General features: G+C 63.6%; 26 protein-coding genes. 9 read left to right on the top strand and 17 right to left on the bottom strand.

The features are described from left to right. A partial coding sequence (locus VNT00_RS13475; RefSeq protein ID WP_491700834.1) for a 16S rRNA (cytosine(967)-C(5))-methyltransferase occupies positions 1-605 on the bottom strand: 605 nt, incomplete at its 3' end. Positions 606-736: 131 nt separating this feature from the next. Between VNT00_RS13475 and rimO the strand changes: the two genes are divergently transcribed. Then, positions 737-2053: a 30S ribosomal protein S12 methylthiotransferase RimO gene (gene rimO, locus VNT00_RS13470; RefSeq protein WP_325588292.1), complete on the top strand. Its 1317-nt coding sequence runs from the start codon at positions 737-739 to the stop codon at positions 2051-2053. Between the two features lie 134 nt (positions 2054-2187). Continuing rightward, positions 2188-2598, top strand: a complete 411-nt coding sequence (locus VNT00_RS13465; RefSeq protein ID WP_325588290.1) for a DoxX family protein — start codon at positions 2188-2190, stop codon at positions 2596-2598. A 5-nt stretch (positions 2599-2603) separates the two neighbouring features. On the opposite strand, the gene fmt is transcribed toward VNT00_RS13465, so the two are convergent. Both fmt and def read right to left on the bottom strand, forming a co-directional pair. After that, positions 2604-3545, bottom strand: a complete 942-nt coding sequence (gene fmt / locus VNT00_RS13460; RefSeq protein WP_325588288.1) for a methionyl-tRNA formyltransferase — start codon at positions 3543-3545, stop codon at positions 2604-2606. A gap of 3 nt (positions 3546-3548) precedes the next feature. Next, entirely contained in the window at positions 3549-4061 is a 513-nt protein-coding gene (gene def, locus VNT00_RS13455; protein ID WP_325588286.1) for a peptide deformylase, read from the bottom strand. A gap of 237 nt (positions 4062-4298) precedes the next feature. On the opposite strand from def, the gene dprA reads away from it, so the two are divergent. Then, positions 4299-5549 (top strand): DNA-processing protein DprA, encoded by a 1251-nt coding sequence (dprA, locus tag VNT00_RS13450; RefSeq protein WP_325588284.1) that lies wholly within the window; start codon positions 4299-4301, stop codon positions 5547-5549. 10 nt (positions 5550-5559) lie between these two features. On the opposite strand, the gene VNT00_RS13445 is transcribed toward dprA, so the two are convergent. Together VNT00_RS13445 and VNT00_RS13440 are read right to left on the bottom strand one after the other, a co-directional pair. Next, positions 5560-6555 carry an amino acid ABC transporter substrate-binding protein gene (locus VNT00_RS13445; protein ID WP_325588296.1) on the bottom strand — a complete coding sequence of 332 codons (996 nt, stop codon included), beginning with the start codon at positions 6553-6555 and terminating at the stop codon, positions 5560-5562. Positions 6556-6619: 64 nt separating this feature from the next. Then, positions 6620-7324 (bottom strand): YggS family pyridoxal phosphate-dependent enzyme, encoded by a 705-nt coding sequence (locus tag VNT00_RS13440; protein WP_325588282.1) that lies wholly within the window; start codon positions 7322-7324, stop codon positions 6620-6622. Between the two features lie 83 nt (positions 7325-7407). Here VNT00_RS13440 and VNT00_RS13435 point away from each other — a divergent pair, with 83 nt between their 5' ends. Continuing rightward, on the top strand, positions 7408-7899 hold the full coding sequence (locus VNT00_RS13435) for an acyl-CoA thioesterase (protein ID WP_325588280.1): 492 nt from the start codon (positions 7408-7410) through the stop codon (positions 7897-7899). Positions 7900-8023: 124 nt separating this feature from the next. On the opposite strand, the gene VNT00_RS13430 is transcribed toward VNT00_RS13435, so the two are convergent. The 4 genes from VNT00_RS13430 to VNT00_RS13415 all read right to left on the bottom strand — a co-directional run bounded on the left by VNT00_RS13430 (position 8024) and on the right by VNT00_RS13415 (position 12206). Beyond that, positions 8024-9319 (bottom strand): sulfate adenylyltransferase subunit 1, encoded by a 1296-nt coding sequence (locus tag VNT00_RS13430; protein ID WP_325588278.1) that lies wholly within the window; start codon positions 9317-9319, stop codon positions 8024-8026. Further along, a complete protein-coding gene (cysD, locus tag VNT00_RS13425) occupies positions 9319-10227 on the bottom strand; it encodes a sulfate adenylyltransferase subunit CysD (RefSeq protein WP_325588276.1) in 909 nt (302 codons plus the stop codon). The genes VNT00_RS13430 and cysD overlap by 1 nt, the downstream gene beginning before the upstream one ends. Before the next feature lie 108 nt (positions 10228-10335). After that, positions 10336-11067: a phosphoadenylyl-sulfate reductase gene (locus tag VNT00_RS13420; RefSeq protein WP_325588274.1), complete on the bottom strand. Its 732-nt coding sequence runs from the start codon at positions 11065-11067 to the stop codon at positions 10336-10338. Positions 11068-11240: 173 nt separating this feature from the next. Next, positions 11241-12206, bottom strand: a complete 966-nt coding sequence (locus tag VNT00_RS13415) for a pseudouridine synthase (RefSeq protein WP_325588272.1) — start codon at positions 12204-12206, stop codon at positions 11241-11243. Positions 12207-12392: 186 nt separating this feature from the next. Between VNT00_RS13415 and VNT00_RS13410 the strand changes: the two genes are divergently transcribed. Beyond that, positions 12393-13976 (top strand): sensor domain-containing diguanylate cyclase, encoded by a 1584-nt coding sequence (locus VNT00_RS13410; RefSeq protein WP_325588270.1) that lies wholly within the window; start codon positions 12393-12395, stop codon positions 13974-13976. Positions 13977-13985: 9 nt separating this feature from the next. Here the strand turns inward: VNT00_RS13410 and VNT00_RS13405 are convergent, their stop codons facing one another. Together VNT00_RS13405 and panB are read right to left on the bottom strand one after the other, a co-directional pair. Beyond that, positions 13986-15545 (bottom strand): DNA recombination protein RmuC, encoded by a 1560-nt coding sequence (locus VNT00_RS13405; RefSeq protein ID WP_325588268.1) that lies wholly within the window; start codon positions 15543-15545, stop codon positions 13986-13988. Between the two features lie 24 nt (positions 15546-15569). Next, positions 15570-16394 (bottom strand): 3-methyl-2-oxobutanoate hydroxymethyltransferase, encoded by an 825-nt coding sequence (gene panB, locus VNT00_RS13400; protein ID WP_325588266.1) that lies wholly within the window; start codon positions 16392-16394, stop codon positions 15570-15572. Positions 16395-16610: 216 nt separating this feature from the next. Here panB and VNT00_RS13395 point away from each other — a divergent pair, with 216 nt between their 5' ends. Continuing rightward, positions 16611-17456: an aldo/keto reductase gene (locus tag VNT00_RS13395; RefSeq protein ID WP_325588264.1), complete on the top strand. Its 846-nt coding sequence runs from the start codon at positions 16611-16613 to the stop codon at positions 17454-17456. Between the two features lie 83 nt (positions 17457-17539). On the opposite strand, the gene VNT00_RS13390 is transcribed toward VNT00_RS13395, so the two are convergent. From VNT00_RS13390 to fdxA, 4 genes are all read right to left on the bottom strand, one after another. Further along, positions 17540-18973, bottom strand: coding sequence for an MFS transporter (locus VNT00_RS13390; protein WP_325588262.1), 1434 nt, complete (start codon positions 18971-18973; stop codon positions 17540-17542). Between the two features lie 39 nt (positions 18974-19012). Then, positions 19013-19885 (bottom strand): LOG family protein, encoded by an 873-nt coding sequence (locus VNT00_RS13385; RefSeq protein ID WP_325588260.1) that lies wholly within the window; start codon positions 19883-19885, stop codon positions 19013-19015. Between the two features lie 53 nt (positions 19886-19938). Further along, entirely contained in the window at positions 19939-20142 is a 204-nt protein-coding gene (locus tag VNT00_RS13380; RefSeq protein ID WP_325588258.1) for a SlyX family protein, read from the bottom strand. A gap of 117 nt (positions 20143-20259) precedes the next feature. After that, positions 20260-20589 (bottom strand): ferredoxin FdxA, encoded by a 330-nt coding sequence (fdxA, locus tag VNT00_RS13375; RefSeq protein ID WP_325588256.1) that lies wholly within the window; start codon positions 20587-20589, stop codon positions 20260-20262. Between the two features lie 158 nt (positions 20590-20747). Here fdxA and VNT00_RS13370 point away from each other — a divergent pair, with 158 nt between their 5' ends. The 3 genes from VNT00_RS13370 to VNT00_RS13360 are packed head-to-tail and all read left to right on the top strand — an operon-like array spanning position 20748 to position 25003. Further along, positions 20748-21584 carry a class II glutamine amidotransferase gene (locus VNT00_RS13370; protein ID WP_414650939.1) on the top strand — a complete coding sequence of 279 codons (837 nt, stop codon included), beginning with the start codon at positions 20748-20750 and terminating at the stop codon, positions 21582-21584. A gap of 23 nt (positions 21585-21607) precedes the next feature. Continuing rightward, positions 21608-23257 (top strand): FMN-binding glutamate synthase family protein, encoded by a 1650-nt coding sequence (locus VNT00_RS13365; RefSeq protein ID WP_325588252.1) that lies wholly within the window; start codon positions 21608-21610, stop codon positions 23255-23257. 33 nt (positions 23258-23290) lie between these two features. Then, positions 23291-25003, top strand: coding sequence for a thiamine pyrophosphate-dependent enzyme (locus VNT00_RS13360; RefSeq protein ID WP_325588250.1), 1713 nt, complete (start codon positions 23291-23293; stop codon positions 25001-25003). 67 nt (positions 25004-25070) lie between these two features. Here VNT00_RS13360 and VNT00_RS13355 read toward each other — a convergent pair whose 3' ends face one another. Next, positions 25071-25853: a 5'-methylthioadenosine/adenosylhomocysteine nucleosidase gene (locus tag VNT00_RS13355; protein WP_325588248.1), complete on the bottom strand. Its 783-nt coding sequence runs from the start codon at positions 25851-25853 to the stop codon at positions 25071-25073. 74 nt (positions 25854-25927) lie between these two features. Beyond that, positions 25928-26872 (bottom strand): MBL fold metallo-hydrolase, encoded by a 945-nt coding sequence (locus tag VNT00_RS13350; protein ID WP_325588246.1) that lies wholly within the window; start codon positions 26870-26872, stop codon positions 25928-25930. Positions 26873-26886: the final 14 nt, after the last annotated feature.

Genomic DNA, 26886 nt, shown 5'->3' with positions numbered 1-26886 from the left:
CTGTTGACGCGCAAGATCATGGGAGCCGGCTGGTTGGCCGCCTCGAGCAGCGCCTGCCACTGGCTCGGATACGCCCGGCGCAACAGCCGGATCCACCAGTCGGGATGGTTCCAGCGTGCTTCGGGGTTTTTACGGGCTTGCGCTAAAATGGCGTCTCGTTCGCGCGTGAACCGGCGCAACGTGGCATTGAGCAAGCCCTTGTACGAGCGCATGGCCGTCTGGCCGGCCGCCGCGGCAACCGCCTGGTCGACCACGGTATGCACAGCGTAAACAGGCCATTCGCGCGGCACCGTTTGGCCAGCCTGCTGCAGCCGCTCAGCGTCCATGGCGGTTTCCAGCAATGCCAGCGATACCAGCATCAAGGCGTCGAACCATGGGTTCGGCGGCGTGCGCGCCACCAGTTCCTGCTTGATTTCGTGCGCAAGGCCGGCATGGCGCATGACATGGAAGGTAATGGCCTGGGTGGCCGCGCGCAGTTCGGCCGGCGTGGCGGCAAGGCTTTCCGACAGCGACCGCCCTTCCTGAACCGCCTGCACGTTGCGCGCGCTGGCAAGCATAATGCCGGACAACGGCGAACTGGGCGATTTGGATGTAGTTGCGGACACGGAAGCGGGCCTGTTTGATTACTCGTTTTTTACATGGACTTTATCATCAATTCACCCGCCGCCGGCGCCCCCCGCACGAGCCTTTAAAATTTCAGTCTTTACCAAGCCTTCTGGCTTAACGAGGTTACCCCATGAGTTCCCCCAAAGTCGGTTTCGTCAGCCTGGGCTGTCCCAAGGCGCTGGTTGATTCCGAGCGCATCCTGACGCAACTGCGTACCGAAGGCTATGCCATCACGCCCGATTACGACGACGCCGACGTGGTGGTCGTGAACACCTGCGGCTTCATCGACAGCGCCAAGGCCGAATCGCTGGACGCCATCGGCGAAGCCATTGCGGAAAACGGCCGCGTCATCGTCACCGGCTGCATGGGCGTGGAGGAATCCGCTATCCGCAACGTCCACCCCGCCGTCCTGGCCGTGACCGGCCCGCAGCAATACGAGCAGGTCGTGCGCGCCGTGCACGAAGCGGCGCCGCCCAACACCCAGCACGACCCCTATGTCGACCTGGTGCCTCCGCAGGGCATCAAGCTGACGCCTCGCCACTATGCCTACCTGAAGATATCCGAAGGCTGCAACCACCGCTGCAGCTTCTGTATCATTCCCTCGATGCGGGGCGACCTGGTCAGCCGGCCCATCGGCGACGTCATGGGCGAAGCCGAACGCCTGGTGAACGCCGGCGTCAAGGAACTGCTGGTCATCTCCCAAGACACCAGCGCCTACGGCGTCGACGTCAAGTTCCGCAGCGGCTTCTGGAACGGCCGCCCCATCAAGACCCATATGACCCAGCTCAGCGAAGCACTGGCCGGATTCGGCGTCTGGACGCGGCTGCACTATGTATATCCTTATCCTCACGTCGACGACGTCATCCCGCTGATGGCCGAGGGCAAGATCCTGCCCTACCTGGACATCCCCTTCCAGCACGCCAGCCCGCGCATCCTCAAGCTCATGAAACGCCCGGCCTTCGAAGACAAGACCCTGGCCCGCATCAAGCGCTGGCGCGAAATCTGTCCCGACCTCACCCTGCGTTCGACCTTCATCGTCGGCTTTCCCGGCGAAACCGAAGAAGAATTCCAGTACCTGCTCGACTGGATGAGCGAGGCCCAGCTCGACCGCGTGGGCTGTTTCCAGTATTCGCCGGTCACGGGCGCCAAGGCCAACGAGCTGCCGGATGCCGTGCCCGACGAGATCAAGCAGGACCGCTGGGATCGCTTCATGGCCCATCAGCAGGCCATTTCCACCGAGCGCCTGGCGCGCAAGGTGGGGCGTGAAATCGACGTCCTCATCGACGAACTGGATGAAGACGGCGCCATCGGCCGCTCCAGCGCCGACGCGCCCGAGATCGACGGCAATGTGTTCGTGAGCAGCGAACGCCAATTGCGGCCCGGCGACATGGTGCGGGTCCGGGTCACCGACAGCGACGAATACGACCTGTACGGCGAGGCGATTTAAGCCACTCCCGAGGGAAGACCCATGCCGCCTGGCCGGGCGCTGCCCGGTTGCGGCCACGGGGCGGGAGAAGCCATATAGATATAATGCGGGCTCTTGATCAACTTGGAGCGCCGCGGCGCCATGGAGTAAAACACATGTCTTCTTCCACTTGCGACGATTTGGGCAAACTGGTTCTGCGCCTTGTCCTGGGCATTCTCATCCTGCTGCACGGGCTGGCCAAGCTGCGCTTCGGCATCGGCGGCGTCGAAGGCATGCTGGCCGCGCACGGCATGCCGGCCTTTTTCGCCTGGGGGGTTTACGTCGGTGAAATCATCGCCCCCATCTTCCTCATCCTGGGCATCTACGCCCGCCTCGGCGGACTGCTGGTCGTCATCAACATGGTGGTGGCCATTTGCCTGGCCCATACCGGGCAATTGGGGCTATTGAGCAAGTCGGGCGGCTGGGCCCTGGAACTGCAAGGGATGTACTTGTTCGGCGCGCTGGCGGTTCTGCTGCTGGGCGCGGGCGCCTATGGCCTGGGCGGACGAAACGGCCGCTGGAACTAAAAAAGCTAAACGGCGGGGCGCCAGCCCTGCACAAAGGCGGAAACGGCTTGCCGTTTTCCGCCCGCCTTCTGCAATTCCAGCAGACGCAGCACGCCGTCGCCGGTCGCCAGGTCTATGCCCTCGGGACCGGCCGCCAGCACTTGGCCCGGCTCGCCGCCCGCAGGCTGCTCCAGCGCCTGGGCCGCCCATACCTTGACCGCATCGTTCAGCCCGGGCAAACGCGCGGTGGCGCCCGGAACGGGATTGAACGCGCGTATGCGGCGCGCCAGCACACCCGCCGGCTGTGAAAAATCGAGCGGAGCTTCGGATTTTTCGAGCTTGGCCGCATAAGTGACACCCTCGGCAGGCTGCGGGCGGGGTGTCAACACACCCTGCTCGCATTGCGCAATGGCCTCCAGAACCGCCTGCGCGCCTACGCCGGCCAACTCGTCGTGCAGACTCGCCGCCGTATGCGCGCCGATCGGCACAGTACGCGTCAACAGCATGTCGCCGGTATCCAGGCCCTCGTCCATCTGCATGATGGTGACGCCCGTTTCGCCATCGCCGGCCTCGATGGCGCGCTGTATGGGCGCCGCGCCGCGCCAGCGCGGCAGCAGGCTGGCATGGATGTTGAAGCAGCCGTGGCGAGGCAGCGCAAGCACCCATTTGGGCAGGATCAGCCCGTAGGCCGCGACCACCATGAGGTCGGGCGCGGCATCCAGCAGCGCCTTTTGCGCCCGCGCGGCATCGTCGGGATACTTGCCGTCCAGGCGCAGGCCGAGCGGCTGCATAACCTCGATGCCCGCCGCAACGGCGGCCTGCTTGACAGCGCTGGGGGTGAGCTTGAGGCCGCGCCCCGAAGGGCGGTCGGGTTGGGTAAGCACCAGCGGCACCTCGTACCCCGCGGCAAGAATGGCCTGCAGAGCCAGGCTGGCGAACTCGGGGGTGCCGGCAAAGACAATGCGCATGGGTCAGGCGCGCGCGGCTTCGCGCTCTTGCTTGCGGATTTTGGTCTTGATGCGATTTTGCTTGAGCGGCGACAGGTATTCGACGAACACCTTGCCCAGCAGGTGGTCGAGTTCGTGCTGCACGCACACCGCCAGCAGGCCCTCGGCATCGAATTCGAAGGTTTCGCCCTTCTCGTTCAGCGCCTTGACGTGGATGCGGGCGGCGCGTTTGACTTCGTCGTAGACGCCCGGAACCGACAGGCAGCCCTCTTCGTACACCTGCTGCTCGTCGCTTTTCCAGGTGATTTCGGGGTTGATGAGCACCAGCAACTGGTTGCTTTCTTCGGAGACATCGATGACCACGACACGCTCGTGCACGTCGACCTGGGTGGCGGCCAGCCCCACGCCCGGCGCGGCATACATGGTTTCGGCCATATTGCGCACCAGCTCGCGGATGCGATCGTCGACAACCTCGACCGGCTTGGCCACTTTGTGCAAGCGCGGGTCGGGATAATGCAGGATGGGAAGCAAGGCCATTAGAACTCAGTCCACGAAAACGTCTTCCCCATTATAACAAGGGCGCCTCGGGGCTAATCGCCACGTTGGCGCCGGCATCCCGATGCCACGCCCGGCGGGGCGCGGCCACGTCCATCCCGCCGACTCGCGCACAGGCGCGGCAAGCACGGCGGCCTGCCCAAGAACGCCCAAAGCGGGGTGTGACTTTATGCCGCGCATGCCGCACTCAAACCTCCCCCGATGTGTCACACTTCGGCCATGTCTTTCTCCCTGCCCTCCGAAGAACTCAGCGCCTGGATACGCCTGACCCTGGAACCCGGCCTCGGGCCCGCCCAGGCCCGGCTGTTGCTGGCCGGCATCGGCCTGCCGCAAGATATCTACGCCCTGCCTTCCGCCTCGCTGGCCAAGATCCTGCCGCAGGACCTGGCCCGGCAATTGTCGCGGCCGGCCAGTCCGCAAATCGAGGAAACCATCGCCCGCACGCTGAAGTGGCTGGGCGAACCCGGCCACCATCTCGTCACGCTGGCCGATCCGGGCTATCCGCAGGCGCTGCTCGACATCCACGACCCGCCCCTGGCGCTTTACGTCAACGGGCGGGTCGAACTGCTCAACCGTCCCGCACTGGCCATCGTGGGGGCGCGCAACGCCACGGCCGGCGGCCTGGACAACGCCGCCGCCTTCGCCCGCTACCTGGCCGGGCGCGGCTGGTGCATCGCCAGCGGGCTGGCCCTGGGCATCGACGCTGCCGCGCACAAGGGTGCTCTTGCCGCGGGGCAGCACGCGGGCGGCACCATCGCCGTGCTGGGTACCGGCATCGACCTCATTTACCCAGCCGCCAACCTCGAGCTGGCCCATCGCATTGCGGCGGAAGGCGCCCTGGTGTCGGAGTTCCCGCTGGGCACGCCTTCCATTGCCTACCAGTTTCCCAAGCGCAACCGCATCGTGGCAGGCCTGGCCAAGGGCGTGCTGGTGGTGGAAGCGGCCAAGCGCAGCGGCTCGCTCATTACCGCAAGGCTGGCAGCCGAAATGGGCCGCGAGGTTTTCGCCATTCCCGGCTCCATCCATTCCCCGCAATCGCGCGGCTGCCACGCCCTGATCCGCCAGGGCGCCAAGCTGGTCGAATCGGGCCAGGACATCGACGAAGAACTCGGCCAGCTTCCGTCAAGCCCATCCTCGGCAAACGCCCGCCCCGAAACGACGGTCCAGCGCAAGACCGGCGGCGAAAACACCCGGGGGGCTGCCTTGCAGGGCAGCCAAGGCGCCGCGGATCTTTTCAGCGCCGGCGCCGACCCGGAGGATCACGCGGCAACTCCCGCAGCGGCCGACAACGGCGGGGCCAGGACGCAGCATGCCGAACTGCTGGCGGCCCTGGGGTACGACCCGGTGCACATCGATATCCTGCAGGCGCGCACGGGCCTGGACTGGCCCTTGCTGAACAGCCAGCTGCTCGAACTGGAATTGGACTCGGTCGTCATGCGCCTGCCCGACGGACGCTTCCAGCGGCGCTAGGGCCTGACGCCTACCGCACCGGCAGCGCGTACATCAGCCCGCCCTGGTTCCAAAGCGCGTTCAGGCCCCGGGGTATCTTCAGCGGGCTGCCCATGCCGACATTGCGCTCGAAGCTCTCGCCGTAATTGCCCACTTGGCGAATGATGTCGTAGGCCCATTTCTCGCCCAAGTGCAGGTTCTTGCCCGCGCCGGGCGTCACACCCAGCAGGCGGCGCACGCTGGGGCTGGGGCTTTTCAGCTGTTGATCCACGTTCTGGGAAGTCACGCCCAGCTCTTCCGCCTCGATCATGGCCATCAGACTCCACTTCACAACATTGAGCCACACGTCGTCGCCCTGGCGCACGAAAGGCCCCAGGGGCTCCTTGGAGATGATTTCGGGCAGCACCACGTAGTCGTCGGGGTTCTTCAGCCTGGAGATGCGTATGGAGGCCAGGCCCGAGGCGTCGGTGCTGAACACGTCGCAGCGGCCGGCGGCAAAGGCGTTGACCACCTCGCTGAACTGCTCGATGACCACCGGCTTGTACTGGATATGGTTGGCGCGGGCCCAGTCGGCCATGGTGTTTTCGTTGGAGGTGCCGGTTTGCATGCAAATGGTCGCGCCGTCGAGCTCTTTGGCGCTTTTGACGCCCAGCGCCTTGGGAACCAGGAATCCCTGGCCGTCGTAGAAATTGATGCCGGCGTGAATGGCGCCCAGCGCAGTATCGCGTTGTTCTGTTACCGAGGTATTGCGCGCAAGAAGATCGATTTCGCCCGACTGGAGCGCGGTGAACCGCTGCTGGGAATTGAGCGGCACCGCCTTGAACTTGCCGGCATCGCCCAGCACGGCGGCCGCCACCGCGCGGCACATGTCGATATCCAGTCCGCGCCACTGCCCTTTTTCGTCGGGCGCCGAAAACCCGGCAAACCCGGTGGTGACGCCGCATTGCACGTATCCGCGCTCCTTCACCACGCTCAGGGTATCGGCATGCGCCGGCTGCAATGCGGCCAGCAAGGCCAGGCCCGCCATCGCGGCCTTGAGCCCTCCGAAATCAATTCTTCGCATGTATCCGCTCCTCCTGGCGTGGCCCGCCTTAATGCGCATAATCGCGCTGGCCGAAAATGGCCGATCCGATGCGGACTTCGGTTGCGCCTTCTTCGATGGCCAGCCCGAAATCTCCGCTCATGCCCATGGACAGGCGCTGCACTTGGTCGAATCCCTCATCGCGCAGGCGATCCCGCCACTCGCGCAACAAGCGGAAGCAGCGCCGCACCGCCTGCTCGTCGGGCGAATTGACGGCCAGCGTCATCAAGCCCTTGACGCGCAGCGTATCCAGGGTTTGCAACTGCTTCAGAAAAGCTGGCAATTGCTCGGGGTCGAGACCGGACTTGGTAGGTTCGTCCGAGGTCTTGACTTGCACCAGCACATCAAGAGAACGGCCTTCCGCCTGCAGACGCTGGTCGAGCGCCTCGGCCAGCGCGAGCCGATCCAGCGACTGCACCTCGCTGGCGTAGCGCGCCGCATCGCGGGCCTTGTTGGTTTGCAAGTGGCCGATCAGCACCCACTCCAGCATCAGGTCGCCCAATTCCTGGGATTTCTGGCGCATTTCCTGGGTCTTGTTTTCACCGAAACGCCGTAACCCAAGGCCCGAAGCCTGGCGCACCACCTGCGCATCGAAGGTTTTGCTGACCGGCAGCAGGACGACTTCGCCGGGCGCGCGACCGGCCCGGGCACAGGCCGCGGCAATCTGCTGCTGGACGAGGGCAAGACGGTTTTGCAGGGATTCGGACATCGACATGCTTGTGCTGGTAAGGGTTTGATTGTAGTGTACGACGCACGACCGGCATCTTTGCGAAAACTCCCTTCCCTACGGCGGCCATCATGAACGACTCTCCCCACAAAACCTCCATGACCATATTGATGACTCCCGACATGGCCAATTTTTCCGGCAATGTCCATGGCGGGGCCATACTCAAGCATCTGGACCTGGTGGCCTACGCTTGTGCGGCCCGCTACGCGGGCACCTATGTAGTCACGCTTTCGGTGGATCAGGTGATTTTCCGCCAGCCCATCCATGTGGGCGAGCTGGTGACGTTCTATGCATCGGTAAACTATACCGGCCGCACGTCCATGGAAATCGGCATCAAGGTGGTGACCGAGAACATCCAGCAGAAACTGGTGCGCCACACCAATAGCTGCTATTTCACGATGATTGCCGTCGACAAGGACGGCGTGCCGGTGCCGGTGCCGCCCCTGGAGCCGCAAACCGAGGAAGAGCGCAACCGTCACAGCGCCGCTCGGCTGCGCCGCGAGCTGCGCCAGGAAATGGAGCGCCGCCATCTGCTCATCAAGGAAGGCCAGAGCGATTTCTAGCGAAGTCCCGGGCAAATCGCCGCCGAGGCCCCGGCGTCTGGACGCGCCTGCGGCGGGCCAGTCCGACATGCCCTGCCCGCCTGGCGACGTCGGGCGCGACAGGCCCCGGCATTGACGCGAAGGACTAGATCACCATTCCGGCCGCCGCGGTCTGGTGCGTGGCGGCGTCGATAAGAATGAAAGCGCCGGTGGCCGGCACGGCCGCATAAGGGTCAAGCGCCAGCGAGTCGCGCGACACCAGCGACACGCGCCCGATATCGTTCATGGCCAGTGCGCCGCCGGCATTCACCTGCTGCAGTTCGTGGATGTCGCGGACCGAATGCACGGCTTTCACCTTGGCCTGGGTCAGGCGCGTGCCCTGCTTGAGCAGGTACTGGCGCGCCGGATTCAAGGGCTGCTGGTCCAGCCAGCAGATATCGGCCTCGAATTCCTTGGTGACGTTGACCTGCGCATCGGAGGCAACGATGAGATCGCCCCGCGACACGTCGATATCGCGGTCGAGGACAAGCGTGACGCTGTCGCCGCTTTCCACCGCCTCGACGTCGCGATCGAACTGGCGCAAGGCGGCAACCTTGGCCGTGATGCCGGAAGGCAGAACCTTGATTTCATCGCCGATGCGCAACCGGCCGCTTGCCAGCTGCCCGGCATAGCCCCGGAAATCGTTCACGGAGTCGCCTCCGTGGCGGATGACCCATTGCACGAAGAAGCGCGGCGAAAGGCCGCTGCCATTGGCGCGCAGCGGCAGGCTTTCCAGCAAGGCCAGCAGCGGCAGGCCTTCGTACCAGGGGGCCTTGTCCGAGCTTGCGACCACATTGTCGCCCTTGAGCGCCGAAAGCGGCACGATGTGGAATTCGTCGATTTCCAGTTTCCGGGCCAGGTCGGCATAGGCCGAGCGGATTTGCTCGAACAGGGCCTGGTTCCAGTCCACCAGGTCCATTTTGTTGACCGCCACCACGATGTGCTGGATGCCGAGCAGCCTGGCCAGTGCGGTGTGGCGCTTGGTCTGGGCCAGCAATTGGCCGTTCTGGACCCGGCTGGCGTCGATGAGGATGATGGCCGCGTCGGACGTGGAGGCGCCGGTCACCATGTTGCGGGTGTATTGCTCATGGCCCGGGGCGTCGGCCACGATGAACTTGCGCGCCGGCGTGGCGAAGTAGCGGTACGCCACGTCGATGGTAATGCCTTGCTCGCGTTCGGCCTCGAGCCCGTCGGTCAGCAGCGAAAGGTCGATTTCGTCGGTCTGCACGCGCTTGTACTTGGAGCGCGTAATGGCATCGAGCTGGTCGGCGAACACGCCCTTGCTGTCGTACAGAAGCCGGCCTATCAGCGTGGACTTGCCGTCGTCCACCGACCCTGCGGTAATGAAGCGCAGGACGCCGGTCTCGGACGTGGATATCCAGGATTCATTGATTGCATTCATTAGAAGTACCCCAGTTTCTTGCGTTTTTCCATGGAAGCCTCGGACGTCTGATCGTCCATGCGGGTGGCTCCACGTTCCGTGATGGTGGTGATGGCCGTCTCGGCGATGATTTCCTCTGGCGTGGCGGCAGTGGATGCCACCGGGCAGGTGCACGAAATATCGCCGACCGTGCGGAACCGCACCGTGCGGACCTCGGGCTGCTCGCCCGCCTTGGGAGGCGTCAGGGGCGTCACGGGCACGAACAGGCCATTGCGCTCGACGACTTCGCGCTGATGCGCGTAATAAATAGGAGGCAGGCTCAGGCGCTCGCGCGCAATGTATTGCCATATGTCCAGCTCGGTCCAGTTCGAGATGGGAAACACGCGCATGTTCTCGCCCTTGTGGACCTTGGTGTTGAACAGGTTCCACAGCTCGGGGCGCTGCGCCTTGGGGTCCCACTGGCCGAATTCGTTGCGGAAGGAAAACACCCGCTCTTTGGCCCGCGCTTTTTCTTCGTCGCGCCGGGCGCCGCCGATGCAGGCGTCGAACTGGAATTCCTCGATGGCTTCCAGCAGGGTGGTGGCCTGCGCCGCATTGCGCGAATCGGTCTCGCGGCGAAGCACCACCGTGCCACGCGCAATGGAGTCTTCCACCGAGCGCACGATGAGCTTCTCGCCCAGTTCGGCGACGCGCTGGTCGCGGAAGCGGATGACTTCATCGAAATTGTGGCCGGTATCGATATGCATCAGGGGAAACGGGAACCCGGCCGGGCGGAAGGCCTTTTCGGCCAGCCGCAGCAGCACGACGGAATCCTTGCCGCCCGAGAACAGCAGCACCGGCCGCTCGCACTCCGCGGCGACCTCGCGCAAAATATAGATGGCTTCGGACTCCAGCCAGTCCAGATGCGTCCGTGAAGAAATATCACCCATTTCGTACCTTGTATATCGAATCAGATCATGCGCCCGGCCTTGGGGTGCGCCCGCAAAGGCGCGGGAAACCTCGGGCCGGGCCCACGAGGCAACACAGGAAAATCGGGGCTATCGCACTGCCTCGCCTTGCTCGGCGTGCAGATTGCTTTCGTGCAGGCCGCATTCTTTCGAGGACGACTGCTCCCACCACCAGCGGCCCGCGCGCGGGTCTTCACCCGGGCGAACCGCGCGCGTACACGGTTCGCAGCCTATGGAGGGATAGCCCTGGTCGTGCAGCGGGTTGTAGGGAATGTCGAAGGCGCGCACGACAGCCCATATTTGCTCGCTGGACCAATCGGCCAGCGGGTTGTACTTTTGCAGTCCGAATACCGAGTCGTATTCGGACTGGGCCAGATGGCTGCGCGTGACCGACTGGTCGCGATGCTGCCCGGTCAGCCAGGCCGAATGGCCAGCCAGCGTGCGGCGCAGCGGCGCCACCTTGCGTATGCCGCAACAGGCCTTGCGCAGTTCTATGCTTTCGTAGAATGCAAAACTGCCATGCGCCGCGACATGTTCCTGAACCGCGGCGGGGTCGGGGTGCACCACCTGCACGGCGACACCGTAGCGCTCGGCGATCTTGTCTACCATGCCCAGGGTCTCGGGATGCAGGCGGCCGGTATCCAAGGTAAAAACCTTGATGGGCAAGCGGGCCTGGAAAATCGCATGCGCCAGCAGCATATCTTCGGCCGCCAGCGACGATGCGAACAAGGCATCGGGATGCCGGGCGGAAATATCGGCCAGCCGCTCTTGCAGCGCCGCCCACTGCCGGCTGGTTTCGGGATCTAAAAGGGTATCAGACATAGGGAGCCGTAATTCGCAAAGCCTTCCGCATGGGACGCCGCAAGCCCTGAAAGGCCGCGCAGCAGCGGATTGAGGCTTCTAGTTTCCCCTGTGCCGTACGTTGTGTGAACTATTTAATCGTTAGCTGTTTATCGCGTTTGGGTATTTAGAATCCGCATTAAGGCGACGCGGGCTCATATTGCCTGGCCGGGCCTGTTGCCTGCCGGGCCGCTTCCGGCCAGGGCGCGCCGGCTTTCGAAGCGGCGATGCCGGCCGCTGATGGGATCGTCGAATTCGACGGCCCGCGCCAGCAATTGCAAGGGGCGGTCGTAGTCGTCCGTGTTGTGGCGTTTTTGCAGTTCCGGGTAGAACAAGTCGTTGCAAATGGGAATGCCCAGGGCGCTGAGGTGGGCGCGCAACTGGTGTTTGCGCCCAGTGCGCGGCAGCAGACGGTAGCGCGCCAGCGGCCCCAGCCGCTCCAGCACCTCGATGCGGGTTTCGCTGTTCGGCTCGCCGCCCACCTCGCGCACCGTGAAGCTGGAGACCTGGTTCTGCAGACGGCTTCGGTGCACCAGAGGGAACACCAGATCGTCGCGCCATGGGGCGATGGCTTCGTATTCCTTGCTTACCCGCCGCTGCTGAAACAGGGTTTGATACGCCCCCCGGCTGGCTGCATCCACGCAAAACAGCATGACGCCGGCTGTTTCACGATCCAGCCGATGCACGGGACTCAACGCCGGCAAGTCGAACTGCTTGCGCAGGCGTGTGAGCGCCGTTTCGCGCAAATATCGGCCGCCGGGCGTGCTGGCCAGAAAATGCGGCTTGTCCACCACGACGAGATGCCCGTCGCGATGCAGGATGTCCAGCTCGAACGGCACCACGGCCTCGTCGGGCACTTCGCGGTAGTACCACAGCCACTGCATGGACCGGTACGGCGTTTCGGGGCGCTGTGGAATCCCGTTTCCGTCGATGATGGCGCCCAGTTCCAGCCGGCCGCGCAACACTTCGGGCTTCATGAACCGGAAGCGCTCGACCAGGAAGTCGAAAACCGTTGTCCACGGCCCGGCCGGCAGGTACACCCGGCTGGCGGCGACGCCGTCGCGCATCGGCAAAGGCCCGGTCTGCGTCCGCGAGGCGCCTGCGCAATCGTTCGAATCCATGCCTTGAACCCTTGTGTTCACTTCATCCTACCAAAACTCCAGCCAAGTCTAGCAGCCGACACTGGAACAAATCGACACTCGAACAAACACCTAAATACCTGAATTTGCTCGTTAATATAGACCGTCGCTTATAATTCCCGCAGCTTGCCTGCCTGTGCAAGCGCGCCACCGAAACCCGACGGCTCAATGAAAACAAGATTATTCCGTATAGACCTGCGGCGTCTCATCCTGTGGATGTGTTTATTTTTCGTCCTGCTGGCTTTGGCCAACAACCTGTACGCATCGTATCAGGTACAGCGCGAAATCCTGCTGAACAATTCGCTGAGCGCCAACCATGCCTACGCGCAGAAGCTGGCCCATATTACCAACTCGTATATCAAATCGGTCATGCGCATGCTGGAGGCCACGGCCTGGGAGATCGGCGCCAAACCGCACGACCCCGCCGCGCTGCAGGAAGAACTGTCCCGCACGGCGCGCATGACGCGCAACTTCAATTCCATTTTCTACAGCGACGCCTCAGGCCATGTTCTTGCCGCCCTGCCCGCCGCGGACAAACTCGCGGGCACGACCCTGATAAGCACCCCGTCGCTGGAAGCGCTTGCCATCCAGACCCGGCAGATCAGCGCCCCTTTCCTGGCCCCATCGGGCCGATGGCTGATCCTGCTGTCGCACCCCGTCTACAACCGGGACGGCGGGTACGCGGGTTTCGTGGGCGGCACCATCTACCTGCATGCGCCCAATGCCTTGCAAGCCCTGCTGGACGAGCATTACAACGACGACGGCTCCTACGTTTCCGTCGTGGATCAACACCGCCTGTTCATCTACAACCCGGTCAAGCAGCGCATCGGCACCTCCGTCCAGGGCAACCCTGCCGTGCTTGCCGCCTTGCGGGGTGAAAACGGCTCCATGCTGCTGACCGACGCGGGCCATAGCGACAAGCTCGCCGGCTACGCGCCAATACCCGAAACCGGCTGGGCCATCGTCGTCCAGCGCCCCGTCACAGCGGCGACTTCCAAGCTCTACAGCCTGTTCTGGCGCACCCTGTACTACTCCCTGCCCATCACCCTGCTGAGCCTGCTGGGCATATGGTGGCTGGCCAAGCTCATCGCCCGGCCCCTGCGGGATCTTGCCGAAGTGGCATCCCACCTGGACGATCGCGGCAATTTCAACCGCATTCATTTCATCAAAGGCTGGTATCTCGAGGCCGCGCTGATCCGCCAAGCGCTGCTGACCAGCTTTTCCGCCGTCGCTACGCGCATACGCCATTTGCACCGCGAAACCGAGACCGACCCCCTGACGACCCTGACCAACCGCCGCGGCCTGAAGTCGGCCATGGCCGACCTGAAGGAAGAGGGCCTGCCCCTGGCCGCCGTCATGCTCGACATCGATCACTTCAAGAACGTCAACGACAGCTTCGGACACGCCGCCGGCGACGAAACCCTGCAGGCCATTGCTTCCCTGGCCATGACCTCGGCCAGGGAAAGCGACATCGTGGCGCGCCTGGGCGGCGAAGAGTTCGTCGTGCTGCTGCCGGACAGCAGCCTGGAATCGGCCATGGCCTTCGCCGAGCGCCTGCGGCACAACGTGGAACAAGCCAGCATCATGCCCGATATGGAAATAACGGTTTCACTGGGCATTGCGCACTGCCCCACGCATACGCAGGACATGAATTCGTTGCTGCTGCTGGCCGATATGGCGCTGTACGAGGCAAAAAAGGCAGGCAGGAACTGCGTGCGGGTGGCCAAGGAAACCAGAGCCAGCAGGCCCTAGGGCCTAGGCCTAGTCCGGGCCGGCCTCCAGGCCCAGGCGCTGCGCGCCGCCCTCGTCGGCGGCATCGGCTTCATTGCCGGCGCTGCTGACGATGAGTTCCAATTTTTCGGTATCCACGTCGCGATGCAGGGGCTCGAGGGCAGGCATGGTTTTATTGGCCTTGGACGAGAGCTCGTTGAAACGGGCCGCCTTGCCGTACAGGCCCTGCTTGCCGGCCAGCGAGGTAACCGTGCGGTTGTAGTGGTTGCTGACGGTGCCCAGGGTGTCGCCGAGCTTTTTCAGGTTTTCGGCCACGACGACCACCTGGTTGTAGATGTCGCCCGCCTTGGCGGCGAGGTCTTGCGCCTGCTCGTTGCTGCGCGCCACCATCCACAGGTTGGCCACCGTTTTCAGGATGGGCATGAGCGTGGTGTGCGACACCAGAATGACATTGCGCTGGTAGCCGTAGTTGAACAGCTCCCGGTTGTGCTTCATGGCCTCGATGTAGGCAGGCTCGATGGGCATGAACATAAGTACGAAGCTGGGGCTGCGCATGCCGATGAGATTGCTGTAGTCTTTTCTGGACAGATCGTCGATGTGGTTCTTGACCGCCTTGACGTGCGCGTCCATGGCCGCCTCGGCCTCGGCCTGGGTTTCGGCGCCGATGGCGTGGTCGTAGTCGACCAGCGACACCTTGCTGTCGATGACCATGTGCTTTTGATCCGGCAGCTTGACCACGAAGTCGGGCTGGCGGGCGTTGCCTTCGCCGTCCTTGAAGCGCGCCTGGGGCTCGTAGTGGTCGCCCTTGACCAGGCCGGCCAGTTGCAGGGTCTGCTCGAGCTGGATTTCGCCCCAGTTGCCGGTGGTTTTCTTGTCGCCTTTCAGCGCCGTGGCCAGGGTATTGGCCTCGGCGCTCATTTTCAGGCCGATTTCCAGCACCTGCTTGATCTCGGCGCCCAGCGACACATTGCCCTTGACCGACTCGTCGTGGACTTGATTGATGCGCTGCTGGAACCCCTGGATCTGCTCGCGAAACGGCTTGAGCATTGCGTCCAGCGAGGTCTGGCTGGTCTGGGCGAAGGTCTTGCCCTTTTCCTCCAGGATTTCGTTGGCCAGGTTCTGGAATTCGGTCTTGAGCGCCAGGCGCGACTGCTCCAGCGATTGCTTCAGCTCTTCGAAGTTGGCGAGCTTTTCAGAGTGGGTCACGGACAGCGCGGTGAACTGCCGGTCGAGACCGGCCAGCTTCTCGCCAACCGCCTGCAGTTCGCGCTCACGCGCGGCCAGGCGATCGTGGGCTTCCTGAAGGCGTTCGCGCAGGCCCGCGGCTTCGGACTCGAGCCGCGCCCGCTGCCTGTCGATGTCGCCTTTTTGCTCATCCAGCGCGGCATGGCGAACCCTTGCCTGCTCCAGCTCGGCCTGCAAACCCGCCAACTGCTCGGCCCGCTGCTGGGCTACGGCCTGGCTGGCGCCAAGCTCGGCGCGCAATGCGGATGCGGTTTTTCTGGACAACAGCAGGCCCGCCAGGCCGCCGGCCAACAGGCCGGCCAGCACCAACAGGGCCATAAGGACGCCGGGATCGATCTGGTTCACGCTAATATCCTTGCACCAACGCCGTTACGATTTTTTCACGCCGAAGCAGTTGTCCAGCGTGGGGAAAGTCCCTTCGCGCACGCCGGTGGCGTACTGCTCGGCGGCGCCGCGTATCACAGCCCCCACGTCGGCGAACTGCTTGGCGAACTTGGGGATGCGCGCGCCGCTGAGACCCAGGATGTCCTCGGTAACCAGCACCTGGCCATCGCAATCGGGGGAAGCGCCTATGCCTATGGTAGGAATCGACAGGCGCTGTGTGATGCGGCGCGCCAGGCCCTCTGCCACCCCCTCCAGCACCACGCCGAACGCGCCGGCCTGTTCGTGGGCGATGGCGTCGTTCAGAATGCGTTCGGCCGCTTCGTCGGTAAGGCCCTGGGCCTTGAAGCCGCCCATGGTGTTCACGTACTGCGGCATCAGGCCCACGTGCGCCAGCACGGGAATGCCCCGCTCGACCAGGAACCTGGTTGTGGGGGCAAGGGCCGCCCCGCCTTCCATCTTGATGCCGTCGGCGCCGCTGCTGCTCATCGCCATGGCGCAATTGCGGAATGCCTGTCCGGGCGATTCCTGGTAGCTGCCGAAGGGCATGTCCACGATGACGCAGGCATGCTGGGTGGAACGCACCACCGCCGCCGCCTGGAAGGCCATTTGCTCGGCCGTGATGGTAAGCGTGTTGGGCAGCGCATACCCCACCATGGCCGTCGAATCGCCCACCAGGATCATGTCGAGATAATCGTCCAACAGACGTGCAATTGGCGCGATATAGGCCGTAAGAGATGCTATTTTCTTTTTCCCCTTGTAAGCCATCAATTGCGGCACGCTGATGCGCTTGACCTCGGTGTGTACACTCATGTTCGACTCCAGAAATATTCGGCTTGCGCCGGCGGATGCCCGGGCCCCGGCCCGGCGCCTTGCGGCAAAAGCGTATTGCAACATACGTATAATCAAAACTACCAACCCGGTAAAACACGCCCCAGGGCCTGAAACTACCAGCATACCCCGCTTAGCGCGCCGTCCGGCCCATCCGGCGAATCCTCGCGGCAGCGCGCCTGTATTACGGAGAGCATCATGAGCACCATTATGAACACCGTTACGTTCCACGACGGCAATAGCGTACCGCAGCTAGGCTTCGGCGTCTGGCAGATCGACAATTCCATTGTCGCCCGAACCATCAAGACCGCCGTGGACGTCGGCTACCGCCTGATCGACACCGCCGCCATCTACGGCAACGAAACGGGCGTGGGCGAAGGCATCAAAACCTGCGGCCTGGATCGCAGCGAGCTTTTCATTACCACCAAGGTCTGGAACGACCGCCACGGCTATGACGAAACAATGGCGGCTTTTGACGAAAGCATGCAAAAACTGGGACTGGACTACCTGGACCTGTACCTCATCCACTGGCCGGCGCCCAAAATAGGCCTGTATGTTAAAACCTGGGAAGCCTTGATTCAACTTCGCAACGAGGGGCGCGTCAAGTCCATCGGCGTGTGCAATTTCAACATCCCCCACCTGCAAAACCTGCTGGACGAAACCGGGGTGCTGCCGGTGGTCAACCAGATCGAGCTCAATCCGCGCTTCCAGCAGCCCGAACTGCGCGAATACCATGCGGAAAAAGGCATCATCACCGAATCATGGAGCCCGCTGGGCAACGGCATGCTCTGGGAAAACCCCGTGCTGGCGGGCATTGCGCAAAAGCATGGCCGCACGGTGGCCCAGGTGATCATCCGCTGGCACACCCAGTTGGGCAATATGGTCATTCCAAAATCCATCACGCCCAGCCGCATCAAGGAAAACTTCCATATCTACGACTTCACGCTGGACGGCGACGACATGAAGGCCATCGGCGCCCTGCACGACCCCGAGGCGCGCCACGGCCCTGACCCCGAGCGCTTCCGCCTGCCCAAGGCGGTTTAAGCCCACCCCGGGCTTGTTTCAACCCGGCCGGCGAGGCCAGGCCGTGCGCCCGCTGCGCCAGGCGGGCAGCCCGACAGCCGCCCTCAGGCCGCTGCCGGCTGCTCGGCGGCCCGTCTGGTCCGCAAGATACTGGCCATGAATACGCCGGCGGCGGCCGGCGAAAGCGTAAATACCGCAAACAAGGCCAGCGCCGCATGCCGCGTGCCCTCCAGCCCGCCCGGCTGGGTCAGGCCCGCCGCATTGGCGATCATGCCGCCCAATGTGGCGCCCAGGGCCATGGCGTAAAGCTGGATGGTGATGATGGCCGAAGAAGCCATGTTCTCCTCGCCCGGAGGCGAGGCCTTGAACACCTGCGTGAGCAAATGCGGCCAGCACATGCCTATGCCCAGCCCCACGCCCAGCAACGGCAGCAGCAGCCACCAGATCGCCCCCTGGTTCACGTTGAGATCTGTCCAGGGCACCAGCACGGCCAGCGCCGCAAGCGCCAGGGCCGACACCACGGGGCCGCTGCGCAGCAGCTTGCGGGCCGTGGCGGCGCTGCGGCTGGAGCTGGTGATCGAACCCAGGGTCCAGCCGGCCGACATCAGGGCGGTCATGTAGCCGGCGACCAGCGGCGCATATCCATGAATGACCTGCAGGAAATACGGCACGAACACTTCGACCGTAATGCCTATGCTGAGCAGGCAGACGCAAGCGTACAAACTGCCCATTCCCCCTTTCAGCGCATAGCCGCCGGTCGGCATCAGGCGCACCGCGGCGGACTTGTCGATACGGGCCACGCCCAGGCCGATGACCAGCCCCACAGCAATGCCCAGCGCGTTCCACCCTACGTGGGGCGACAGGCTGGCAATGGAAATGACCAGCACCGAAGCCACCAGCAAGGCGATTTGCGGCAACGGCACCTTGACCGCCTCGCGCTGCCCGGAAGCCTTGACCGCGATCTGCTGCGTCACCAGCCAGGCCAGGCCGGCGCAACACGGCAGCACCGCCCAGAACGCCCAGCGCCAGTGGCCCGATTCGGCGAAGATGCCGCCGATGGCCGGCCCCGACAACGTCGCCACCCCCCACATGCTGGAGGTAAGCCCGGTGGCCAATGGCCACAAGCGTTCCTCGAAAACAAGACGGATGGAGGAATAGCTGAGGCCCAGCAGCAACCCGCCGCCCAGACCCTGCACGGTGCGCCCCGCCAGCATCCAGAGCATGGTCGGGGCGGCCGCGCATACCGCCGTACCGAGTGCAAACAGAATGATGGCCGCCAGGAAGGCGCGCCGGGGCCCGAACAGATGCATGGTCTTGGGCGAAATCGCCGACCCGAAAATGGAGGCCGCCACGAACAGCGTGGTGTTCCAGGCGTAATACTCCAGGCCGCCGATATCTTCGACGACCGAAGGCAGTATGGTGGTGGCGATATAGACGTTGACGGCGTGCAGGGCCACGCCGCCGGCCAGCGCAATGGAGCGCAGCCCATTGCGCCCCGAGAGCAATTCGCCCCAGGACGCCGCTTTGGTATCTTGCATGATTGGTAAACCTGATTATTGTGTTGTTGGCTGGCGCCCCTACGCGCCGCAGCCCGTGCAATCCGGGTAGAACCGCTCGAGGATGTCGACAATTTCCTCGGCGGTTTCGACAATCTCCATCAAATCCTTGTCTTCGGCGTTTATCATACCTTCTTCTATCAGGAAATCCACGCTCATGGCCTTGGCCCAGAATTCCTTGCCGACCAGTACGATAGGCATGCGCGGTACCTTGCGGGTTTGAATGAGGGTAAGCGCCTCGTAAAGCTCGTCCATGGTGCCGAAACCGCCCGGAAACGCCACCAGCGCCCGCGCGCGCATCAAGAAGTGCATCTTGCGCAGCGCAAAGTAATGAAAATGAAAGCACAGCTCGGGGCTGATGTAGGGATTGGGCTCTTGCTCGTGCTCCAGCGTAATGTTCAGCCCGATGCTCATGGCGCCCACATCGTAGGCGCCCCGGTTGCCCGCCTCCATGATGCCCGGGCCGCCGCCGGTCACCACCACGAAATGGCAGGGGCTTTCGCGCTGGAAGCGGTCGGAGATCAGCATGGAGAACCGCCGCGCTTCGTTGTAGTAGTGCGAGTATTCCACGCGCTTGCGCGCCCGCCGGAGCTCGCTGCCAAGCTGCTCGTCTTCGGGCTGGGTGCGTGCCAGTTGCTCGGCGCGCTCCAGCTCCGCCAGCGCGATGTCGGGCGGCACGATCCGCGCGCTGCCGAACACCACGACGGTGGAGTCGACCTTGTAATGGTGCAGGTAATGCTCGGGCTTCAGCAGTTCGAGCTGCAGGCGCACGGGGCGCAGCGCCGCGCTGGTCATGAAGGCTTCGTCCTCGAACGCGATCCGGTACGGCACGCTGGTCGTCAACCTGGCCTGCATGGCCCGGAGCTGTTCATTGGTCAATTCGTCGCTGCGCATCTCATCGTCTCGTTGTCGGTTGCATGGTTTCCGGCGTGTTCGCCCCGCTTCGATCAATAATGCGGCGGCTTTTCCTGGGCGTAGGGGTCGGCGCCGCTGGAGCCGTCGTCCAGGCGTTTTGCCATGAGCCGGCACAAGGCCTGCAACTCGTCGATCTGCTTTTGCTGCCGATAAACGGCCAGGCTCAGTTCCTGAGCCAAATCTTCCTGGCGGGTCAGCTTGATTTCAAGCTCGATAATACGTTGTTCGTCGATCACGGGCTTACTCGTCCGAAGAAGGAAAATTACAGTGTAGCTCGGCGGCCCGCGCAAACCGCGGCCTGCGGCCTGCCTTGTGCGCTGCTACGGTCGGGCCCGGCCACGCACGCGAGAAGCTCAGCGCTGCAGCAGCGACAGCTTGTCTTTGACGCCCGCCCACTTTTCATGATCCGGCAGGGGCTCTTTGGCGCGCGACAGGCGTTTCCATGCCGGATCGGCGGCAAGCTCGCGGTTGATCTCGAGAAAATGGCGCTGGTCGGGAGGCAGGTCATGGTCGCTGAAGATGGCGCCGACCGGACACTCGGCCACGCAGATGGAGCAATCGATGCATTCGTCGGGATTGATCACCAGGAAATTCGGCCCTTCCAGGAAGCAGTCCATGGGGCAGACGTTGACGCAATCCGTATATTTGCACTGGATGCACGCTTCGGTTACTACAAAAGTCATTCGCGGCGTTCTTTATGAAAGCACCTATTGTACTAAAGCAATATTTCATATATGCCAATAAGCACCGCCGCTCCCGGTCTTTAATGCGCCTGTAATTTAAAACCCAGTACCCTGAAAAAATCATGTGTGAATTGTTTGCATTATCAGCCAGTTCCCCCGTGCTTGTTCGCTACGATCTCGACAGATTCGCGGCAGAGGGCGGCGAACGGCACCAGAACCGCGACGGCTGGGGCATTGTGTTTTCAGAAGGGCTGGACGCGCATTATTTCCGCGAAGCCGCCCCGGCCGCCAACAGTCCGCTGGATCGCTTCGTGCGCGCGCACGCCGAACCCCACTCCATTACCGTGGCGCATGTGCGGCGGGCATCTGCGGGAACCAAATCACTGGCCAATACGCACCCCTTCCGGCGCGCCGTGCACGGCCGCCTTCACCATTTCGCCCACAACGGTACGCTTCACGGCATCGAGCAAACGCCTGAAGCGCAGCCCCTGATACGCGACAGGGTGGGCGAAACCGACAGTGAGCTCGCATTTCTTCTGCTGCTAGACCGCCTGGCCCGGCTGGCGCCCGAAGCCGCCGATCACGCCGCGCGATTCAAGGTCTTTCGCGACTTCTGCGCCGACATGGCCAGGCTCGGATCGGCGAATTTCCTGTGGCTGGACGGCGATGTGCTGTTCGTCCACGCGGATCGCCGACGGCACGAAACCGCGCATGGCCTTTCCGAGCCCATGGCGCCGGGCCTGCACATCATGCGCCCTAAGCCCGGCACAATGGGTGGCATACACGAATGCAGCGGGGCCGTCCTGCAAAACCCGCCCGACCACATTGTCGTATTCGCCAGCGTCGCGCTTAGCGACGGGCCATGGGAGCCTCTGCCGCAAGGAAGCGTCCTGGCCGTCCACGAAGGCAAAGTCCTGTTCCACGAACAAACCATCACCGATCGCGGCGGCGCTTCCAGCCGACCCAAGGAGTCCGCCCCGCCCGTCCAGCAATAACGGCAATCACTGAAAGGAGCCACATGCTCGGAACCCTGAAACGCGCGCTCATTCCCGTTACCGCCTTCGTCGTCACGCTGCTGGCCATCGGCTTAAGCTGGCGCAACGCCAACTGGCTTTGGCTGCTGGTGATTACCTTGCCGTTGATCCTGCTGGGACTGTTCGACTGGCTGCAAAGGTCCTGGACGATTACCCGGAACTACCCCGTGGCGGGCCGCATCCGCTGGATCTTCTACCAGTTGCGCCCCTTTTTGCGCGCCTATATCGTCGAGGACAATCTGACCGGCACGCCCTACCCCTTCGAAGCGCGCAACCTGGTGCACGAACGCGCGCGCGGCCAAACCGACACTCATCCCTTCGGCACCGACCGCAACACCAACAACCAGGATTACGAATGGCTCATGCACTCCATTGCGCCCGAAGACGATCCCGACCTGGATCCGCGGGTTGAAGTGGGCAATGCGCAAACCGGCAAGCCCTATCAGGCCTCGGTGCTGAACATCTCGGCCATGAGCTTCGGCGCCTTGTCGGCCAATGCCGTCATGGCCCTGAACCTTGGGGCGAAGCAAGGCAATTTCTACCACGATACCGGCGAGGGCGGACTTAGCGACCACCACCTCAAGCATGGCGGCGATCTGGTGTGGGAACTGGGCTCGGGCTACTTCGGCGCGCGCGACAAGAACGGTCGGTTCGACCCCGAACGGTTCCGCGACGGCGCCGCGCACGAACAGGTCAAAATGACCGAGATCAAGCTCAGCCAGGGCGCCAAGCCGGGCCACGGCGGCTTGCTGCCGGCGGCCAAGGTAACCGAGGAGATCGCCCGCGTGCGCGGCGTGCCGGCGTACCAGGACTGTCTTTCGCCGCGCGGGCATTCGGCGTTTTCCAACCCCATCGAGATGCTGGAATTCGCCGCCCGGATGCGGGATCTTTCCGGCGGCAAGCCGGTGGGGCTCAAGCTGTGCATCGGGCAGCCCTACGAGGTCTTCGCCATCATGAAGGCCATGCTGCAAACGGGCATCCGCCCCGAGTTCATCGTCGTGGACGGCGGCGAGGGCGGTACGGGCGCCGCGCCGATCGAGCTTTCCGACTGGGTGGGCATGCCGCTGACCGAAGGGCTGATCCTGATGCGCAACGCGCTGGTCGGCTGCGGGCTCAAGGACGAAGTCAGGCTGGTTGCCAGCGGCAAGGTGTATTCGGGCATGGGACTTACCCGGAACCTCGCCCTGGGCGCCGACTGGTGCAACGCGGCGCGGGCCTTCATGTTTTCCATCGGCTGCATCCAGGCCCAGCGCTGCCATCTGGGCACCTGTCCCACGGGCGTCACGACCCAGGATCCCGCCCGCCAGCGCGGGCTGGTTCCCGAAGTCCAGGGCGAGCGCGCCGCGCGCTTCCACAAAAAGACCGTCGAGGCCCTGACCGACATGGTGGCGGCCGCCGGCCTGAAACACCCTCGCGACCTGCAGCCCCACCACTTGATGCACCGCACGGGGTCGGAAGCCGCAAAACCCATGGACCGCATTCATCCCTTCCTGCCCAAAGGGGTCTTGCTGGAAGCCCCCGAAGACACGCTCTATGCCGAATGGTGGGCTGCCGCCCGGGCGGACAGCTTCAAGCCCGCCGTCGACCTGGTCGTCACCCGCGCCACCGCCGACAGTTCAGCCGCCATCTTCTAGCGCCACGTCGCAGAACACCAAGGAAAAACCGCCATGCCCAAAGTATCCGAAGTCATCGTCGACACCCTGGTTCAAGCCGGAGCCAAGCGCTGCTGGGGCATCGTGGGCGACACCATCAACCATTTCACCGACGCGCTGCGTAAAAGCGATCTGCGCTGGGTGCACGTGCGCCACGAAGAAGCCGGCGCGCTGGCGGCCGGCGGCGAAGCCTACATGACAGGCGAGTTGGCCGTGTGCGCCGGAACCTGCGGGCCGGGCAGCCTGCATTTCGTCAATGGCATTTTCGAAAGCCACCGCAACGGCGCACCGGTGCTGCTGATCGCCTCGGACATCGGCCGTGCCGAAGCCGGCCTGAACTTTCCGCAGGAACTGGATCAACGCAAGATCTACGAGCAAACATCGGTGTTCTGCGAGTACATCTCGCATCCCGACCAGGCGCGGCGGATCACGGCCATGGCGGCGCAGGCCGCGTTGAACCTGCGCGGCGTGGCGGTCGTCATCGTCAATGGCGACATGTTCCAGGAAGAAACCACCGACAAGCTTGCCTGGTCGGTGCATCGCCCCAAAACCGTACAACGCCCCTGCGACCAGGAATTGGACACCCTGGCAACCATGCTGAACGAAGCTGGCAACATAACGATTTACGCCGGCATCGGCGCCCGGAACGCGCACGACCAGGTTGTCGCCCTGGCCCGGCATCTGCAGGCGCCCGTGGCCCACACCACCCGCGCCAAAGAGTTCATCGAGCCCGACAACGCCTTCCACATCGGCATGACGGGCATACTTGGCAACCGCGCCGGCGTCGGCGCCATCGACGACGCGGATCTCGTGCTTTGCCTGGGCACCGATTTCGCGTACACGCAGTTCTGGGCCGAAAAAAAGCGGGTCGTGCAAATCGATTCCGACGCCACCCATCTGGGCCGCCGGGCGCCCGTGCACATGGGCCTGCAGGGCGACGTCGGCGACACCATCGACGCCCTGCTGCCGCGCCTGAAAAAAAAGACCGACGCCAGCCATCTGGCCAAAGCCCTGAAGCAATGGGAGAAAGACCGCGAAGACTACGAACGTTCAGCCCAGGAAGACGACCCCAATCTCATACACCCGCAATTCGTGGCCAGCACCCTGGACAAGCTGGCGGCCGACGACGCCGTCTTCACCGCCGACGGCGGCAGCCCCATGGTCTGGTGCCTGCGCCACATCCGGGCGACCGGCGCGCGCAGCTTCCTGCTGAGCCTGCTGCACGGCACGATGGCCAACGCCTATCCGCAAGCCATGGGCATCGCGGCGGCCTGCCCCGGCAGGCAGGTCATCGCCATGTGCGGCGACGGCGGGCTGAGCATGCTTCTGGGCGACTTGCTGACGTTGCGGCAGGAAAAGCTGCCCGTCAAAATCCTGGTTTTCAACAACAGCTCGTTAGGTTTTGTGGAAATGGAACAGCGCGTCGAGGGGCTGCTGGACTCGTACACCGATCTGCAAAATCCGGACTTCCCCGCCCTGGCCAAGGCATGCGGCATTGCCGGCCATCGCGCCGACAACGCCAACGAGCTGGAAGCCACCATGCGCGCCTGGCTGACTGAACCGGGCCCGGCCTTGCTGGACGTTCCCGTAAACCGGATGGAACTGGTCATGCCGCCCGAGATCCACGCAGGCCAGGTAATGTCGACCGCGCTTTTCGGCATCAAGGCCGTGCTGGACGGCCGCGGCAAAGAGGTCGTATCGCTGCTGCGCGATAATTTTCTGAGGTAGGCGCGCCGGCCGGCCCCTGACGCTACGCAAGCGTACACCCCAGCGAGGCGATTGAAAATCAGGCCCGCTACGCGGCGTCCCGCTCACGCTGCAACACCAGGAAACGCCGCAGTATGCCCGTGGCGTAGCGGCTTGCCGCCGCTTGCAGGAATGCATTGAAATCAATGCCGGCGCTGCCGTCGGCCCGATCGGAGATCGTGCGCATGACCGCGTAGGGAACATCGTATTCGTGGCACACCTGCGCCACCGCGGCGCCTTCCATTTCCACGCACAAGGCGTCCGGCAGGCTAGTCCTCAAGGCCTCGACATGCTGCGCGTCGTTGATGAAGGAATCGCCGCTGATGATCATGCCGCCATGCACGGCGGGACGCGTGATGCCGAACTGCGCGCTGAGTTGCGCACGGGCCGGGCCGTCGGCGGCAAGATCCTGCCGCAGATACTCGGTGGCGCATGAGGACAAGCGGCGCGTCAGGTCCGGGTCGGCGTCGAAATGGCTGAGCCCCAGCAACGGCACTTCGTAGCGGGGGAACAATGGCCTGGCGTCCAGGTCGTGCTGCAGCAGCGACTGCGCCACCACGACGTCGCCGACATTGACATGCCGGCTTATGGCTCCGGCCACGCCGGTGAAGACAACGCTGGCCACACCGAATTCGCGTATCAGCGTCACGGTGGTGGCGGCGGCCGCCACCTTGCCGACCCGCGCCAGAACAATGACGCAGGGGCAGCCCAAAAGGCTGCCGGTGTAGTAATCGCGCCGTCCAATGCGATGCCGAACCACGTCGGCCTGCATCAGGCCGAGCAGTTCGGCAATTTCCATCTCGAGCGCGGCCACGATTCCTATTGCGCGCATGAACGCCACCTACTCATCGCCACTCTCCTCACGCATGCAACGGCTTGTTATGCGCGCCGGCGTGACGCGCGGATTCATTCCTTGGGCTGCGTCCTGCTTACCGTGATCTTGTCGCCAATGTCGAAGGTCATGAGGTCTTCGCCTATGGTCAAGGGACCGGAATAGGTTTTGCGGGTGCGCGCCTCGAGCTCTTTCTCGGTCACGCCGAACAGCACGATATGCGAGTATACGGCCATGCGCGGCGCGGCCTGCGTGAACACCCGGCCGGCATCCTCGGGCGAAGTATGGATGCCAAGGATTCTTGGAATCTTCGGCGAGGTTTTCATGAGCTTGTCGGATGCCGCGGCCACTTCGTGCACCAACAGATCGGCGCCCTTGGCCTGCTTGATGACCTCTTGCGAATAGCGGGTATCGCCCGACAGCACCACACGGTGGCCCTTGTAGTCGATACGGAAGCCGAAAGCCGGTTTGGCTTCGCCGTGATCGACGGGGAAGGCGGTGATTTTCACGCCGTCATGGTCGTAGATGACGCCCGCGGTGAACTCGGTGGTTTCGACTTTGGAGCCGGGGTTGTGGTCCAGGCGGATCTTGATATCGAAACTATAGGCCTTGGCCAGTTCATCCATCAGGTTGCGTGTGCCCACCGGACCCCAGACATGCAAGGGATGATTGCGCCCGCGCAGCCACCCGGTCAGATACAGGTCGGGAATGCCGATGGTGTGATCCGAATGCAGGTGCGTAAGAAACAGCTTGTCGACGTCGTTGAAGGGAATGCCGAACGAGTAAAGCCGCTGGATGACACCGCGCCCCGCGTCGAACAGGAACTTCTGGTTCCCGGCTTCGATGAGCGTGGAAGGCCCGAAGCGAAAGGTCTGCGGCAGGGGACTGCCAGTGCCCAAGAGCCGCACCCGTAAATCGGAATGCGCGGACTCGGACGTGGCAGGCACCGGCTGAGCCGCCGCAACGGCGCTGCCGGCCAATACCATCAGGCAGCCGGCGAAAAACTTGGCTAACTTCATTATTTAGTCTCCAG

The organism is Eoetvoesiella sp. (assembly GCF_035555955.1).
In the GTDB taxonomy this organism is placed as follows: Bacteria; Pseudomonadota; Gammaproteobacteria; order Burkholderiales; family Burkholderiaceae_B; genus Eoetvoesia.
This window is presented reverse-complemented; position numbering and strand designations above follow the sequence as displayed.